Here is a 16,621-nt window from a genome sequence, read left to right as displayed (position 1 = left end):
CCATGCAGGTGATACCCGTTCTCGATCTGCTCGACGGCCACGCGGTGCGCGCGGTGCGCGGCGAACGCTCAGGCTATCGGCCCATCCGGTCCTCGTTGTGCGCGACGAGCGCACCCGTCGATGTCGCCACCGCGCTGATCCACGCGACCGGCTCACGCACGCTCTACATTGCGGACCTCGGCGCGATCCTCGAGCGCGGCGATCACGCGCCTGTGCTAGCCGCCATTTGCGATGCTTTGGGCGACGGCGTTTCCATCTGGCTCGATGCAGGCTATACCGGCTTCATGCCGATGCAGGCCTTGTTCGAGCGCATCGCTTCATTCAGGCGCTCGTCCTCCCGTTCTCGTGTCGTCCCTGTGTTCGGCACCGAAAGCCTGCTCGATCCGAACGCCCTCGAAGAAGCCCTTGCCGCAAACCATGACCCGATCCTCTCGCTCGACTATCACGCAGGCCGCGCGCTCGGGTCGACGCCTTCGGGCAGCGACTGGTGGCCGTCGCGCGTCATCGTCATGACGCTCGATCAGGTCGGCGCGCTCGCGGGACCGGACTTGACCACGTTCGCCGCAGTAAAGGCGCTCGCGGGTTCGCGCGAACTCATTGGCGCGGGCGGCATTCGTCATCGTGATGATCTCGTGGTTGCCGAGCACAGCGGCGCCGCGGGCTGGCTCGTTGCTTCGGCGCTTCATGATGCGGCCTTGCTAGCCGGCCAGCACCGTTCGTCGGAAGGTTGACTCAATATCCATGCCAAGCGCGGCACGCGCCGTTATGTCTCATCAAACACGACGCCAGAGCTTTGTAAGCGTGCGGGATGCCACTGTTGCAACCGGGCGCGCATGGGTGACAGTGTGTTTCATTGCGGAACAATGCCGTTGCAGATGTGGGTAATGCAGTATCGGCAGCGCGACCTGTCGACCACGCATGGAGCACCGCGTGAAATCGGCATGGACCTTGCTCTTTTGCAGCCCCATGCACGCATCTCCCACAACATCGAACGCGGCTTCGCAGTCGTCGCCCGAGGACAGAGGGCAACGGAACTGGACCTGCCCGTTCTGCCCATTGCTATGCGACGACATCTCGCTGAAGCTCACCGGCGATCAACAACTCGCGGCGACAAACACCGATTGCCCTCGGCTTGCCTCGTCCCTTGCAGCGCTCGACGCGCCCGGCGTGCCCTGCCCGCCGACGGTAGACGGGCAAGCCACCGATCTCGCGTCGGCGCTCCAGCGTGCCGCGCAAATCCTGTCCGTGGCGAAACGGCCGCTGTTTGGCGGACTGGCAACCGACGTAGCCGGCGCACGCGCGCTCTATGAACTCGCCGCCCAGAGCGGCGCGATACTCGATCACTTGCACGGCGATGCCCTCGCCGCCGCGAACCTCGCGTTGCAGGACCGTGGCGCGTTCTTCACGACGCTCTCGGAAGTGCGGTCGCGTGCCGACCTCATCGTGGTTGTCGCGTGCGAACCGGCGCGGCGCTATCCGCGTTTCTACGAGCGCATTGCGGCCAAAGATCGCGGCGTGGATATCGTGTTCGTCGGGTGCGGCGTCGATCCCGCAGCGGGCGCGCGTGTCGAAGCGCGACTGGAAAACGCCGAACCGTTCGACATGCTCGCCATATGGTCCGCACTGGTGGAAGGCCGAAAGCCCGCAGCACTGAACGACGACACGGGCGCCGCCAGCGAACTCGCCGCGCTTACCGAACGCATTCTGGCCGCGAAATACACGGCCATCATCCATGAGCCGGCGGCGCTGCCGGGCCCGCACGCGGCGTTGGCCATCGAAGCGTTGAGCCGTATCGTCAAGGCGCTCAACAAGACGACGCGTGCCGGCGCGCTTGCCCTTGGCGGCGACGATGGCGCACTCACGGTGAATCAGGCCGTCACATGGCTCTCGGGTTTTCCGCTGCGCACGCGCGTGGCCTACGGCTTGCCGCTCGATCACGATTCATGGCGCTATCGCACCGAGACGCTTGCGAGCCGCGGCGAGATCGATGCGCTGTTATGGGTGTCGAGCTTCGCGCCCGAAGCGCTGCCTGCATCGCTTGACGATGATGTGCCTGCCATCGTCCTTGGCCATCGTGCGACGGTTGTCGGCACGCGTCGCGCGCCTACCGTGTTCATCCCCGTGGCCACGCCGGGCATCGACAGTGGCGGGCACTTGTTTCGCGTGGACGGTTCCGTGGTCGCGCCGCTTGTTGCCGCGCGCGATGCCGCTTATCCCACCGTTGCGGCCATCGTACGCGAACTGACGCAAGCCGGGAGGCCGTCATGAGCCTCACGCGTCTGCGCGGCGGCGTGGTCTTCGACCCCGTCAACAAAGTCGATGGGCACAAGCGCGACATCTATATCCGCGATGGCCGCATCGTCGCGGATGCAGCGGGCGAATCCATCGCGCCCGAACGCGACTTCGACGCGGGCGGCATGGTGGTGATGGCGGGCGGCATCGATCTGCATTCGCATATCGGCGGCGGCAAGACGAATCTGTCGCGGCTGCTGTTGCCCGAGGATCATCGCAACGATCCGCTCGCAACGCGACGCAACGACGACGAAGGCCGTTATCTGCGCCTGCCTTCATGCGGCACATGCACGCCCGGCACGCTCGCCACCGGCTACCGTTATGCGGAAATGGGCTACACGGCCGCGTTCGAACCCGCGATGATCGCCTCCAACGCGCGCCACGCGCATCTGGAAATGGGCGATACACCGATCATCGATCACGGCGCTTACGTGATGATGGGCAACGACGAACTGTTCCTGCGGATGCTCGCCGCGCGGGAAGAGTTCGAACGTCTGCGCGATTACGTGGGCTGGACCGTCAACGCGAGCAAGGCGCTCGGCGTGAAGGTGGTGAATCCGGGCGGCATCTCGGCATTCAAGTTCAATCAGCGCTCGCTCGATGTCGATGAAAAGCACGTGCATTACGGCATCACGCCACGCGATGTGCTGCGCACGCTCACGCGCGCGCTGACCGAGTTGCGCGTGCCGCATCCCTTGCACGTGCATGCGAGCAATCTCGGCGTGCCGGGCAATCTCGAATCGACCATCAAGACGATGGAAGCCGCCGAAGGCCTGCCAATCCATCTCACGCATATCCAGTTTCATAGCTACGGCACGGAAGGTCCGCGCAAGTTTTCATCGGGCGCGCGCGCGATTGCCGAAGCGGTCAACGCACGGTCCAACGTGACCATCGACGTCGGGCAGATCATGTTCGGCCAGACCGTCACCGCGTCCGGCGACACGATGATGCAGTTCAAGAACGCGCCGCTCGCGCATCCGCGCAAGTGGGTGCTGGGCGATATCGAATGCGATGCAGGCTGCGGCGTCGTGCCGTTTCGTTATCGCGAAGAGAGCTTCGTCAACGCGCTGCAATGGATCATCGGCCTCGAAATCTTCTTGCTCGTCGACGACCCGTGGCAAGTGTCGATGACCACCGATCATCCGAATGGCGCGCCTTTTACGAGCTATCCGCATCTGATTCGCTTGTTGATGGACAAGTCGTTTCGCGACGAACAACTCGCCAAGCTTCACGCCGATGCCAAAACCGCCAGCGCGCTTGGAAACATCGAGCGCGAGTTCTCGCTCTACGATATCGCGATCATCACGCGCGCCGGCCCCGCGCGTCTGCTCGGGCTCACGGACCGCGGACATCTCGGCGAAGGCGCGGCGGCGGATATCGCGGTGTATCGCGAAGACGCGGACCGCGAACGCATGTTCACGTCACCCGCCTTCGTGTTCAAGGACGGCGAACTGATCGCGCGTGACGGCACATTGCTCGCCACGCCCACGGGCGGCATTCATTACGTGCAGCCCGAATACGACCGCGCCATCGAAAAGCGCGTGCGCGAATTCGCCGAAGCGAATCTCGCGAGCAAGTTCGAGAAGCTAGCCATCGGCGACGACGAAATCTGCGCGTGCTGCAATGGCGGACGGCTCTTGCCGGTCGCGTGCTTCGACGCAAGCGGGGGTCGATGAATGACCGCGCTTCGCATCAACGACACACAGATAGACGACACCTTCGCCGAAGCCTTTCCGATGAAGGCAACGCGTCTTGTCATCACCGCGCACACGCCGACGTGGGCGCGCCACGCGGCGAATTCGTTGACCGGCTTTGCGACCTCCGTGATCGATTGCGGCTGCGAGGCGGGCATCGAACGCGACATGAACGGCGATGAAACGCCCGACGGCAGGCCCGGCGTCGCGGTGTTGATGTTCGCGATATCGTCGAAGGAACTCGCCAAGCAGATTGCACGGCGCGTCGGTCAGTGCGTGCTCACCTGTCCTACGACGGCGGTTTATGGCGGCATCGATCCCGCGACGAGCCGCGCGCCGCTCTCCGACAACGCGCCACTCGGCGCAGGCTTGCGCTTTTTCGGCGACGGCTATCAGATCTCGAAGATGCTCGACGGCACGCGTTACTGGCGCGTGCCCGTCATGGATGGCGAATTCGTTTGCGAGGAATCCACGGCGACGGTGAAGGCTGTCGGCGGCGGCAATCTGCTGTTCCTCGCGCGCGACCTGAATAGCGCGCTTGCCGCGGCCGAGGCAGCGGTCGCGGCGATGCATCGCTTGCCCAACATCATCACGCCGTTTCCGGGCGGCGTGGTGCGCTCGGGTTCGAAGATCGGCTCGAAGTACGCGGGCGCGTCGGCATCGACCAACGATGCGTTTTGCCCGACGCTCGTCGGCTTGTCGAAGAAGAGCGAGTTGACGAGCGACGTGGCTTGCGTGCTGGAGATAGTCATCGACGGATTGACCGATGCGGACGTGGGCGCCGCGATGACGGCGGGCATGGCAGCCGCAACATCGATCGGCCGCGCGGGCGGCGTGCTGCGCATTTCAGCAGGCAACTATGGCGGCAAGCTCGGACCGTATCACTTCAAGCTGCATGAATTGGCGGCGGGCATCGACGGGAGCCGCGCATGAACGCCATTACATTGCGCGTGAAAGGTGCACCCGGCTTTCGCGTGGATGCATCGACATTACTACCGTCGGCGCTTGCTTCCTTATCCACCGATGAATTGACGCATCTGGAATTGCAGGGCGCGGGTGAACGTTGCGCGCTTGGCGAACTGTTCGACATCGCTAGAGCCGATGCAAACACGCCGTCCCTGCTCGTCGAAGGCGATGCGCGTTGGCTCGATCGCATCGGCGCGAAGCTCGCCGAAGGCAGGATCGAAGTGCATGGCGATGCCGGCGATCACGCGGGCATGGGCATGACAGGCGGTGCGTTGCACGTTCATGGCAACGCGGGCGCATTCACTGCATGCGAGATGCAAGGCGGTCGCCTCGAAGTGCGCGGCAATACAGGCGATTTCGCGGCAGGCGCTTTAGCCGGCGACATGGACGGCATGAGCGGCGGCACGCTCGTGATTCACGGCAACGCGGGCGCGCGTCTTGCAGACCGTATGCGACGAGGCACCGTGCTCGTCGCCGGCAATGCAGGCGACTTCGCGGCGTCGCGCATGGTAGCGGGTAGCGTATGTATTGCAGGCAAGACCGGCGCGCATGCAGCCTACGGCATGCGGCGCGGCACGCTCGTGCTATTTCACGAGCCGCGCATAGCGCCGACGTTCACCGAAGGCGGTCACGGCTTCGATGTCTTCTGGGCGCTCTTCACGCGCATGCTGGCCCGCGAGATGGCGCCTTTTGCGACACTCGACTCGCGCGCGTTGCCTCGACGCTACGCGGGCGATCTCGCTGTCGACGGACGCGGGGAATTGCTGATCGCCAAGCGTTGAGCAGACGATAAGAATGGACCCAGTGGGCCCGTTACCAAGAGACCGAACCCCTTCCAACGGAGAGACGACATGAGCGCAGCGAAAACGCCCGCTGCCATACGCCCCGGCGTGAAGGCGTCGGACGAGCATTTCGCCCGTCCGCTGATCGCGCTGCACTGGCTGATCGCCATCGCCATCATCGCGATGCTGTGCATCGGCTTCTATATGGTCGGCCTGCCGCGCGGGCTGGCCTTCAAGTCGTCGCTCATCAACTTCCACAAGTCGCTGGGCCTGACCGTTTTCCTGCTGGTGCTGCTTCGAATCGTAGTGCGACTGGTCTACGGCCGGCCGCCTCTACCGCCGATGCAGACGTGGCAACGCGCCGCCGCGAGCATCACGCAGGCTCTTTTATACGTTGGCATGGTGGCAATGCCGCTCACCGGATACCTCGGTTCGTCGTTCAACAAGTTCGGCACGCGCTTCTGGGGTGTGCTTCTGCCACAATGGGGCTGGGACGACAAGGCGTTGCGCGGCCTGTTCTTCGGCATCCACGGCTATCTGGCGTGGATCATGGCCGCGCTGGTCGTCTTGCATTTTCTTGGTGCGTTGAAGCATCAGTTGATCGACCGCGATGGTCTCTTGAGAAGGATGTGGCCATGACGGCACTAGTTTTGAGCGAGGCGTTATGAAGATCCGCGTGCTGGGTTCATCGGCGGGTGGCGGATTTCCGCAATGGAACTGTAATTGCCGCAATTGCGACGGCGTGCGGCGCGGGACCATTGCTGCCCGGGCACGCACGCAGTCGTCGATTGCGGTCAGCGACAACGGCGAAGACTGGCTGCTCGTGAACGCATCGCCGGATATTCTCGCGCAGATCGCGGCGAATCCTGAACTGCAGCCCGCGCGGCGCGTGCGTGACACCGGAATCGCCGCGGTCATCACCATGGACGCGCAGATCGATCACGTCACCGGACTCTTGATGTTGCGCGAGCGCGGCGCACCGCTGCCGCTCTATACGACCGACGCAGTGTGGCAAGACCTTTCCACCGGCTTTCCCATTACGTCGATTCTTTCGCATTACTGCGGCGTGGAGCAGCGGCGTATCGCGCTCGATGGCACTTCGCTCACGGTGCCCGAGCTGCCGCGTATTGCCGTCGATGCGCTGCCGCTATCGAGCAAGGCGCCGCCTTATTCGCCACATCGGGAGGCGCCCGAGCGGGGCGACAACATCGGCCTCATGTTCACGAATACGGCCACGGGCAAGCGTGCTTTCTATGCGCCGGGTTTAGGGACACTCGAACCGCATGTGCTCGATGCCATGCGCGAAGCCGACCTGTTGCTCGTCGATGGCACCGTCTGGACCGACGACGAGATGATCCGCCTCGGCCTCACGAAGAAAACCGGCGCCGACATGGGCCACCTCGCGCAAAGCGGCGCGGGCGGCATGATCGAGGTGCTGGATTCGATCGACCGCGCAAACACGCGCAAGGTGCGCAAAGTGCTCATTCACATCAACAACACCAATCCGATCCTCATCGAGGATGGACCCGAACGGCGCATACTGTCCGAGCACGGCATAGAAGTCGCGCATGACGGCATGACGTTCGAGCTTTGAATTCCGGAGAAACTGGATGTCCGATTTTCCCGCCACGCCGATGCTCAATCCCACGACCGGCCCGATCTTCACCGCGTTGAAGGAAGCCGGCCCCGCCTGGACGCGCGAACAGTTCGAAGAGCAACTGCGCGCGAAAGGCACGGCGTATCACATCCACCATCCCTTCAACGTGAAGATGAATAGCGGCGGCTGTTCGCCGGAACAGATTCGCGGCTGGGTGGCGAACCGCTTCTACTATCAGATCAACATCCCGCTGAAAGATGCGGCCGTCATGGCGAATTGTCCCGATCGCAAGACGCGCCGCCGCTGGGTGCTGCGCATTCTGGATCACGACGGTTACGAAGATCAGCCTGGCGGCATCGAGGCGTGGGCGCGTCTGGGCGATGCCGTCGGCCTCTCGCGCGACGATCTCTGGTCGCTCAAGTTCGTGACGCCGGGTGTGCGCTTCGCCGTCGATGCCTACGTGAATTTCGCGCGTCGTGCGCCGTGGCAAGAGTCGGTGTGTTCGTCGCTCACGGAGATGTTCGCGCCGCAGATTCACAAGGACCGGCTTGCGACGTGGCCCGAGCACTACAAGTGGATCGAGCCGGACGGGCTTGCGTATTTTCGTTCACGCGTGTCGCTTGCACAGCGCGATGTCGAACACGGGCTCGAAGTCACGCTCGCGCATTTCAACACGCGCGAGCAGCAACAACGCGCGCTCGACATCCTGCAGTTCAAGCTCGACATCCTCTGGACCATGCTCGATTCGATCGAAAAGGCCTTCCCGCAATGAGCGACGCCAATCCTCCTCAACGAATCACGGAAGCGGTCGAAGCGCCGGACGACGCGTTGCGCCCGCAACTCAAGCGCCTGTTTCGTCTGCAATGGGAACCGGCGCAGGACGCGCATGTGCTGCTTTATCCGGAAGGCATGGTGAAGCTCAATCAGAGCGCGGCGCAGATTCTTTTGCGCTGCGACGGCACGCGCGATATCCCGAAGCTCGTCGCCGATCTCGAAGAAGCGTTCGGCGCGAGCAATCTCGGTGACGACGTGCGGGCTTTCATTGCCGGAGCGCGTGCGCGCGGCTGGCTTGCGTAAGTGCTGGAGTGAAGCATGACTGACTTGTCCGAACCGATTGCCAAGCCGGACCCCGAAGCAGCGGTCATTCCGCCGCCGTTGTGGTTGCTTGCGGAACTGACGTATCGATGCCCGTTGCATTGCGTCTTCTGCTACAACCCGGTGAACTATGCGGATCACACGCGCGAACTCAACACCGATCAATGGCTCGACGTGTTGCGTCAGGCGCGTGCGCTGGGTGCGGCGCAACTGGGCTTTTCCGGCGGCGAGCCGCTCTTGCGCGACGACCTCGAAACACTGGTCGGCGAAGCGCGCAAGCTCGGCTTTTATACGAACCTCATCACGTCGGGCATCGGTCTCACCGACAAGCGTCTCACCGCGCTCAAGGACGCGGGGCTCGATCACATTCAACTCTCGTTTCAGGACTCGTCGCAGGAACTCAACGACTTCCTTTCCAGCACGAAGACGTTCGATCTCAAGAAGCGCGTGGCCGGCATGATCAAGGCGCATGACTTTCCGATGGTGCTCAATTGCGTGCTGCATCGCTATAACCTTCCGCATATCGGACGCATTATCGACATGGCGCTCGACATGGGCGCGGAGTATCTCGAACTCGCGAACACGCAGTATTACGGCTGGGCGCACGCGAACCGCGCGCAGCTCATGCCGACGGCCGAGCAACTGCAGGAAGCGGAAGCGGTGGTCGAGCGTTATCGCAAAGAGATTGGCGACCGGTGCAAGATCTACTTCGTCGTGCCCGATTACTACGAGCGTCGTCCGAAGCGCTGCATGAACGGCTGGGGCTCGGTGTTTCTCGGCATTGCGCCCGATGGCGCCGCCTTGCCTTGTCATACCGCGCGCTCGTTGCCTGGCCTTACGTTCCCCAACGTCACGGAGACGCCGCTCAAGGACATCTGGTACGAGAGCGATGCGTTCAATCGATTTCGCGGCTTCGGCTGGATGAAAGAACCCTGCCGCAGTTGCGACGAGAAAGCGATCGATCTCGGCGGCTGCCGCTGTCAGGCGTATCTGCTGACGCAAGATCCCGCGAACGCGGACCCGGTCTGCGACAAGTCCCCGCATCACGAGCGCGTGATCGAAGTGGTGCGGGCCGCCACGATGCGTCAGGAGCCGGAAGAAAAACCGATCATGTTTCGCAACGATGCGAATTCGCGGCGCATTGCCGCCGAATCGCGCGAGAACAATTCGAACAAGAACGGAGAGAGACAACCATGACTGCCGACATCGCCGTGCTGCTGGTGGACGATCATGCCGTAGTGCGCGAAGGCTACAAGCGCTTGCTCGAATTGAGTCCCGACGTGAGCGTCGCGGGCGAGGCGGGCAACGCGGCGGAGGCGTATCAGAAATTCTGCGCCTTGCAGCCGGATGTCGTGGTGATGGACCTCGCGCTGCCCGGCGCGAGTGGAATAGAAGCCATGCGCCGCATGCTCGCGCGCGAGCCACATGCGCATGTCCTGATCTTCAGCGTGCACGAGGAAGCCATCTTCGTGCGCCGCGCGCTCGATGCGGGCGCGCGTGGCTACGTCACGAAAGCGAGCGCACCCGATGTCCTGGTCGAAGCGGTACGCTCCGTCGCGCGGCGCGTGTGTTACCTAAGCCCTGACATATCACAGGCGCTGGCGTTGCGCGCAACCATTCAGGAAGGACCGCCCGGACGTCAGCTTTCGGCACGCGAATTCGAGGTGCTGCGGCTCTTGGTCCAAGGCTATACATTGCCGAGTATCGCGGAAAAACTCGGCTTGAGTCAGAAGACAGTGGCGAACCATCAATCCGTGATCCGGCAGAAATTCGGCGCCGATAACGGCGTGCAACTCGCGCAAATAGCAAACCGGCTAGGCCTTCATTTCGCCGATTTCACCGACGCGCCGTTCGCTCCTTCGTTCAGTTCGCTAGGCAACGGCAGTCCCGCCTGAGCCGGAACGCGCGCGCAAAACAGGAAGCCCGCACCGGGTTGACTGGCGATATGAAATTCGCCGCCGAGCGCTTCCACGCGTTCGCGCATGCCGATGAGACCCAACCCCATGCGCGGCTTCGCGAGATCGACGCCCGGTCCATTGTCGGTCATCGTCACCACGATCTCGCCTGCCGGCGCACGCGCCAGATAAATCTCGACGCGTGAATCGCGCGCGAATTTCGACACGTTGGTCAGGCCTTCCTGCACGAGACGGTAGAGCGTGATGTTGAGCGCATCGTTGAGATTGTCGAAGTCGCCATCGACGGCTAGCGTAAACACCGCATCGGGCAAGCGCTCGCGCCAGCCGTCCACGCAATGTTCGAGTGCGGTCGGCAAGCCGAATTCATCGAGACCGATCGGACGCAGCTTGCGGATCATTCCGCCGATTTCGCGGTACACATGCGTCGCGCTTTGCATGAGCGCAAGCGAAAGACGATGCACTTCAGGCTCGCGTTCGAGCGATAAATCGCGGATACGCCCTGCATCGAGCGAAATGGCGTTGAGGTACTGCCCCAGTTCGTCATGCAGTTCGCGCGCGAGATGCCGGCGCTCGGTTTCCTGCGCGGCAATGGCCTGACTCGCGAGCTTGCGGTTTTCCGCGAGCAGATGCTCCGCCTCTTCCTCCAGCGCCCGGCGCCGCCGAACTTCACGCTGCGCCTGACGGTAGCGCCGCCACGCGAACCACGCGAAGCCGATTGCGAGCACGACGAGCGTGGCAGGCAATTCATCAAGCTGGAAACGCTCGGCGCTGCGCGTCCATCGGTAGGTGAACTCGTTGAAGTCGAAGGCCGCGAACAGCATGCCGGCCAGCACCGTGATAAGAACGACGCAGGCGAGATCGCTCCATACGGTCGAGCGCATGGAACGCGCGGGCGGGCGTTCGGAGAGCGAGGGAAGAGATTCGTTTGGTATCACGGAATGCATTCTACGCACGGCTTCATCCTCGGGCCCGACACCGTTTGTGCGATTGGGAACGCTTCCCTGCTGAATCGGGAAAAGCTCCCGGTGCGCGCGCGTGTTCTTATGCGACGCTTTCAATGAAAGGAACTTACCTCAAGCCGACATTGCAATAACAAGAGGAGACGACGATGAGAAGCATGCCGCGCGAGCGCAAGTCAGCGCATCGGTTCAAACCCCGAGCCGGATTGCGGCTCGTGTTCGGCGGTGCGTTTGCCAGCATCACTGTCGGCGCATGGGCGCAGGCGGCAAGCGCTCCAGAGGTGCCTCCCGCCGTTGTGGCACCGGTCGTCGAAGCGAGTCCGCCGCCGAATACCGACTTGCCCACGGTAGTCGTGGTGGGCACGACACCGCTCATCGGCGTCGGCACGCCGCTCGAAAAGGTGCCCGCGAACGTGCAGACCATCAAGGGCAGCCAGATCGACGCGCAGCATTCCCAGAACATCACTGATTATTTGCAGAAGAACGTCGGCAGCGTCGATATCAACGACGCGCAAGGCAACCCATCGCAGACGGACATTCTCTATCGCGGCTTCACAGCTTCGCCGCTGCTCGGCACGCCGCAGGGCCTTTCGGTGTTTCTGGATGGCGTACGCATCAACGAGCCGTTCGGCGATGTCGTGAACTGGGACCTGATTCCGCAGGCCGCCATCAGCACGATGCAGATCATTCCCGGCTCGAATCCGACGTTCGGCTTGAACACGCTGGGTGGCGCAATCGCGGTGACGACGAAGAACGGCCGGGACAACCCTGGCGGCGCGGTGGATGTGAGCTTCGGTTCGTTCGGCCGCAAGGTGGCGCAGTTCGAACAAGGCGGGTTGATCGGCGATCATCTCGACTACTACTTCACGGCCAACATCACGAACGATAACGGCTGGGCGGCGCAGAATTCGAGCCGCTTGCGCCAGGCCTTCGGCAAGCTGCGCTACACCGACGCCGATACGACGATCTCCCTTTCGATGGGCGGTGCGGACAACACGCTAAACGGCTCGCAGACGATCCCGCGCTCGTTCCTCAACAACTTCAAGCAAGCCTATACGTTCCCAGATACCAACGAGAATCAGGTCGGCTATGTCACGCTGTCGGCGGATCGTTACATCACGCCGAACATCCAGTTGAGCGGCAATCTGTACTACCGTCACTATCGCAACAAGAACGTGAGCAGCAACGTCAACGACGACTTCGGCACCGTGGAGGGCGACGATGACGACGATATCGATCTCACGCAGGCCACCAACGACCAGTCGGTGATCGTCACGGACAGCTATGGCGCAAGCCTGCAACTCACCTTGCTCAACAAGCTCTTCGGCAAGGACAACCAGTTGGTGATCGGTGCGGCGGGCGACTTCGCCAACTCGCATTTTTCGCAATCGTCGCAGGATGCCGAGTTCACGGATAGCCGCGCGACCATCGGCATGGGTCCGTTCGTTCCGCAGACGGACGCCAAGACGCGCAATCAGAACTGGGGCATCTACTTCGAGAACACCTTCTCTTTCACGCAGCAATGGTCCATGACGCTCGCCGGGCGCTATAACTGGTCGAAGGCGGTGATCGGTGACGAGAGCGGCGTGCAGCCATTACTCGATGGCAATCACACGTTCTCGCGCTTCAATCCGGCTATCGGTTTCAACTGGAATCCGACGCGCTCCTTCACCGCCTACGCCACGTATAACGAAGGCATGCGTTCGCCGACGGCTATCGAACTCGCTTGCGCCGACCCGGCCGCACCGTGCTCGCTGCCGAACGATTTCATCGCCGACCCCGACCTCAAGCCGGTGATTTCGCGCACCTTCGAAGTGGGCGCGCGTGGACGCCTTGGTAACGCGACGACATGGAGCGCGGCGGCCTACAGCACGACCCTTTCCGACGATATCCAGTTCGTCAGTAGCCAGGGCGCGGCAAGCACGCTCGGCTACTTTCAGAACGTGGGCAAGACGCGCAGGCAAGGCTTCGAACTCGCGGGCCGCACGCAATGGGGACCGGTCGGCATGGCCGCGAGCTATAGCTACGTGAACGCGACTTATCGTTCGACATGGACCGAGAGCAGCGCCAGCAATTCGAGCGCGGATGACGGCGGCAATATCGCCGTTCACTCCGGCGATCGCATTCCGGGCATTCCGGCGAATACGGTCAAGGTGCGACTCGACTACAACGCGCTGCCGCAATGGAATATCGGCAGCAACCTCACGTATCGCAGCAGCATCTTCGCGCGCGGCGACGAGAACAATCAGGACACGAATGGCAGCATTGCCGGCTACTTTCTGATCGATCTCGATACGACCTACAACGTGACCAAGCAGTTGCAGGTCTATGCGACCGTAAAGAATCTGTTGAACAAGCGCTACGCGAACTTCGCCATTCTTGGCGAGAACTTCTTCAACGGACCGAATCACACGTTCAACGGCGCGGATACCACCAACGAGCAATTTCTGGGTGTTGGCGCGCCGCGTGGCGTGTGGGTGGGGATGCGCTATGCGTGGAAGTGAGTATGCCGCTCAAGCATGCTTGAGTTGACTCATTGCTTCCGCAATCGCGCGGTGACAGCGGAACTTGTCCTCTTCGCTACGAGGATAGGTCTGTGCTGACGCCCGCCATTTGCGATCGAGCATATCGACCATTCGATACTCGAGTTCGAGTGCGCTTACACCATAGCGCGTGTCGATCTGCGAAAGGGCGACGCCGCCCGCGCGATACGCGTCGATCAATGTATCGAGTTCGGCTTCCGGCTTGAGTGGCCAATCGTGCAACGTACACAGGCGTTGCACGTCATGTCCGGTGAGACGCGGAAAGAACGTGGGAAAGATACGCATGAAAAGGCGCTTCTTGGCTTCGTAGAGCTTTACGACATCGAGATTCAACGACGTCATCTCTCGATGAATCCGGTATGCCGTCAAAGGCTCTGCAAGGTTGGCGAAGCGCGCGCCATGCAGCATGCAGTCGAACCAGAAGCCGAGATCATCCACAATGTGCAGATTCGGATCGTAGCGAATCTCGAAGCGCTGGATGAACGCGCGCCGGAACATCACGCTCGGATTGGCGAGGTAAGCCGCGCCGATCATGAAACGCGCCTTTATCTCGCCGTCTTCGAGCGGAAAATTGCTGACGGTGGAATCTTCACCGAAGTGGCGGATTTGCGTGCCGAGCACGGTGACATGCGGATGCGCATCGAGATATTCCGCTTGCTTGCGAAGTCTGCCCGGCTCGGCAATGTCATCGTGATCGATGCGCGCAATGTATTCGCCACGGCATAGATTAAAGCCACGGTTTGCGTTGCTCGCGCGCCCCTGATTATGCTCGAGGGAAAAGATGCGAATGCGCGCGTCGTTCAGGCTGCGCACGCGTGCAAGCGTGTCGTCATGGCTCGCGTCATCGAGAATCAGGACTTCGAAATCGGCGTCCTGATTCAGCAACGATTGCAGCGTTTCGACGATGAAGCGCTCTGCGTTGTAAGTCGGGATGACGACGGATATCTTTGGCATGTTGAGCGCAGCGGCTTTTCCGCGGTCGGGTTCGGCTCGACATTATCCGCGCCTTCTTGCTTCGAATTGTCAAAGATGGTTTTATCAGCCATCCGAATTATTTTTCAACGCGGCTTGAAGGGATAAACCTTAGCTGGCCTGCGCTGCTGCAATTCCGCCAGATAGTTTTCGACAAAGCGGCCAAGCGCGTTGGCCTTGAGTTGTTCGAGCATGCGCATGGCGTCGCTTGGCGATTCGGGACCCATGACGAGTGCGCCGACGCCAAGCTCACCCAGATGCACGACGAGCGCGCATGAAGAAAGCGAACCAGCGGAGAAGAGGCGGATTGCTTCGGCGGCATCGTCGTCTATTTCGATGTTAGCAGCGCGCGGGTCGCAACGAAACTCGCCATGCTTGCCGACGTATGCGGGTAGCCAATGACAATTGGCAGTGCCGCCTTGAGCTGCGATCAACAGACGCTTACGTGAGGGCGAATCCAGGAGCTCCTGGAAAGCCTCGGCCAATGTGAACATGGTGCACCTCGCCGTCGAGCCTGTCCCGATACTACCAGCGCTCTCTTGAGCGGCGCGGATTCCTTTACGAAACGATGCAAGGCACAAACCGAAATGGCCGCGCATGGCGGCCATCACGTTTCATGCATCAAGCTCAACGCCCTTCGATCGATCCCGCGCTCGGCGGATACGTCACGATGCCCCATGCGAGCGGTAGATCACCGATCTGCTTGACCGTCTGATAGTTCGATGCATCGAGCACATACACGGCGTTGGACCGTCCACATGCAAAGAGAATCTTCGAGCCATCGGGCGTGAAGCTGAAGTGCCAGCAACGTTGACCAATCGGTACATCGCTTAAGTGCTCGAAGCTTTTGCCATCGAAGACTTGCAAGGTCTTGTCGCGCGAAGCGGCAACGAGAAGACGCTTGCCCGAAGGATCGAACGATACGCCATACGGGCCCGTCTTCGTGTCGACGGTCTTGACGATCTTTAGATCGGCCGCATCGAGCACGGTGAATTTGTTTGTGTTCTCGAGCGTCACGACATACTGCTTGCCATCCGGCGATACCTTGATGCCGCGTGGGCGCGAACCCTTCGGCAACGTGACCGTGCGCACGAACTTGCCGCTGCCCACGCGATACACCGACACCGTGTCGTCACCTTCATTGGTCACGAGAATGGACTTGCCATCGGCCGAGAATTCCACGCCTTCCGTTTCGTGCCCGCTCTTGACTGAGCGCAGAACCTTAAGCGTCTTGAGATCGACGATGGCGATCTCGGCGGGCGGCGCATTGGGATCGTCATCGTCCTTTTCGGGTTGACCGGGCTTCGGAGGACCGCCGGATTCGCCCGGCTCGTAGGTCACGTAAGCGAAGCCGCCACGCACGCGCACGAACTCCGGATTCTTGCCGATCTTCACGCGCCGCACGACCTTACCCGTCGATGTATCGATCTCCGAAAGGTCCGCTGTCTCCTTGTTCGCGACGTAAAGGCGTGTTCCTTCCTTGTTGAGACTCAGGCCGCGCGGACCGTCTTTGCCCACATCGAAAGTTTGCTTGAGCGAGAGATCGCCCAGATCGATGACGCCGACACCGGCGGACTCGGTCGTCACGTAGGCGGTGGGCGTGGCCGCGTGCGTGGAGCTTGCGGCAAGCGCGAGCGTCGGCGCGAGTACCGACGCGCAGGCAAAGCGCGCCGCCCTGTATCTGGCTTGCATGGTCGTCTCCGGCTTTGATTCGTGTTCGAATCGAATTTGTTTTGACAGGCACCGCGACCGCGTCGAACGGGCGTGCCCGAATGGAACTTAGCCCAACATGCGCCGCTCTGGCA

16 protein-coding genes are annotated in these 16,621 nt (G+C 61.8%); 12 read left to right on the top strand and 4 right to left on the bottom strand.

Annotated elements, in window-relative coordinates; genetic code table 11:
* Nucleotides 1–2 precede the first annotated feature (2 nt).
* The 11 genes from ACYQ47_RS00640 (at nt 3) to ACYQ47_RS00590 (ending at nt 10,321) form a co-directional block, all read left to right on the top strand.
* Nucleotides 3–731 (top strand): HisA/HisF-related TIM barrel protein, encoded by a 729-nt coding sequence (locus ACYQ47_RS00640; protein WP_459904193.1) that lies wholly within the window; start codon nt 3–5, stop codon nt 729–731.
* Between the two features lie 235 nt (nt 732–966).
* Complete coding sequence (locus tag ACYQ47_RS00635; RefSeq protein ID WP_459904807.1) at nt 967–2,268, top strand: molybdopterin-binding domain-containing protein; 1,302 nt, start codon at nt 967–969, stop codon at nt 2,266–2,268.
* Nucleotides 2,265–3,968 carry a formylmethanofuran dehydrogenase subunit A gene (locus tag ACYQ47_RS00630; protein WP_459904192.1) on the top strand — a complete coding sequence of 568 codons (1,704 nt, stop codon included), beginning with the start codon at nt 2,265–2,267 and terminating at the stop codon, nt 3,966–3,968. Before ACYQ47_RS00635 ends, ACYQ47_RS00630 begins: the two co-directional genes overlap by 4 nt.
* Nucleotides 3,969–4,919: a formylmethanofuran--tetrahydromethanopterin N-formyltransferase gene (gene fhcD, locus ACYQ47_RS00625; protein WP_459904191.1), complete on the top strand. Its 951-nt coding sequence runs from the start codon at nt 3,969–3,971 to the stop codon at nt 4,917–4,919.
* Nucleotides 4,916–5,734, top strand: coding sequence for a formylmethanofuran dehydrogenase subunit C (locus ACYQ47_RS00620; RefSeq protein WP_459904190.1), 819 nt, complete (start codon nt 4,916–4,918; stop codon nt 5,732–5,734). Before fhcD ends, ACYQ47_RS00620 begins: the two co-directional genes overlap by 4 nt.
* Before the next feature lie 69 nt (nt 5,735–5,803).
* Nucleotides 5,804–6,373, top strand: a complete 570-nt coding sequence (locus ACYQ47_RS00615; RefSeq protein WP_244828831.1) for a cytochrome b — start codon at nt 5,804–5,806, stop codon at nt 6,371–6,373.
* A gap of 25 nt (nt 6,374–6,398) precedes the next feature.
* On the top strand, nt 6,399–7,328 hold the full coding sequence (gene pqqB / locus ACYQ47_RS00610; RefSeq protein ID WP_309848349.1) for a pyrroloquinoline quinone biosynthesis protein PqqB: 930 nt from the start codon (nt 6,399–6,401) through the stop codon (nt 7,326–7,328).
* 40 nt (nt 7,329–7,368) lie between these two features.
* The gene (pqqC, locus tag ACYQ47_RS00605; RefSeq protein ID WP_250467708.1) at nt 7,369–8,103 is read left to right on the top strand and encodes a pyrroloquinoline-quinone synthase PqqC; all 735 of its coding nucleotides are present in this window, start codon (nt 7,369–7,371) and stop codon (nt 8,101–8,103) included.
* Nucleotides 8,100–8,408: a pyrroloquinoline quinone biosynthesis peptide chaperone PqqD gene (gene pqqD / locus ACYQ47_RS00600; protein WP_250467553.1), complete on the top strand. Its 309-nt coding sequence runs from the start codon at nt 8,100–8,102 to the stop codon at nt 8,406–8,408. The genes pqqC and pqqD overlap by 4 nt, the downstream gene beginning before the upstream one ends.
* A 15-nt stretch (nt 8,409–8,423) precedes the next feature.
* Entirely contained in the window at nt 8,424–9,623 is a 1,200-nt protein-coding gene (pqqE, locus tag ACYQ47_RS00595) for a pyrroloquinoline quinone biosynthesis protein PqqE (protein WP_250467554.1), read from the top strand.
* Entirely contained in the window at nt 9,620–10,321 is a 702-nt protein-coding gene (locus tag ACYQ47_RS00590) for a response regulator (RefSeq protein WP_250467555.1), read from the top strand. The genes pqqE and ACYQ47_RS00590 overlap by 4 nt, the downstream gene beginning before the upstream one ends.
* On the opposite strand, the gene ACYQ47_RS00585 is transcribed toward ACYQ47_RS00590, so the two are convergent.
* The gene (locus tag ACYQ47_RS00585; RefSeq protein ID WP_459904189.1) at nt 10,249–11,286 is read right to left on the bottom strand and encodes a sensor histidine kinase; all 1,038 of its coding nucleotides are present in this window, start codon (nt 11,284–11,286) and stop codon (nt 10,249–10,251) included. The genes ACYQ47_RS00590 and ACYQ47_RS00585 overlap by 73 nt on opposite strands.
* 164 nt (nt 11,287–11,450) lie before the next feature.
* On the opposite strand from ACYQ47_RS00585, the gene ACYQ47_RS00580 reads away from it, so the two are divergent.
* Nucleotides 11,451–13,805: a TonB-dependent receptor gene (locus ACYQ47_RS00580; RefSeq protein ID WP_459904188.1), complete on the top strand. Its 2,355-nt coding sequence runs from the start codon at nt 11,451–11,453 to the stop codon at nt 13,803–13,805.
* A gap of 9 nt (nt 13,806–13,814) precedes the next feature.
* Here the strand turns inward: ACYQ47_RS00580 and ACYQ47_RS00575 are convergent, their stop codons facing one another.
* From ACYQ47_RS00575 to ACYQ47_RS00565, 3 genes are all read right to left on the bottom strand, one after another.
* Nucleotides 13,815–14,798 (bottom strand): glycosyltransferase family 2 protein, encoded by a 984-nt coding sequence (locus ACYQ47_RS00575; RefSeq protein ID WP_244828838.1) that lies wholly within the window; start codon nt 14,796–14,798, stop codon nt 13,815–13,817.
* A 104-nt stretch (nt 14,799–14,902) separates the two neighbouring features.
* Nucleotides 14,903–15,310 (bottom strand): hypothetical protein, encoded by a 408-nt coding sequence (locus ACYQ47_RS00570; RefSeq protein WP_244828839.1) that lies wholly within the window; start codon nt 15,308–15,310, stop codon nt 14,903–14,905.
* A 133-nt stretch (nt 15,311–15,443) separates the two neighbouring features.
* Complete coding sequence (locus ACYQ47_RS00565; protein ID WP_244828840.1) at nt 15,444–16,508, bottom strand: beta-propeller fold lactonase family protein; 1,065 nt, start codon at nt 16,506–16,508, stop codon at nt 15,444–15,446.
* Nucleotides 16,509–16,621 lie beyond the last annotated feature (113 nt).

This window comes from Caballeronia sp. HLA56 (assembly GCF_054655155.1).
The sequence above is the reverse complement of the archived record's forward strand: the minus strand, read 5'-3'. Positions and strand labels throughout refer to the sequence as shown.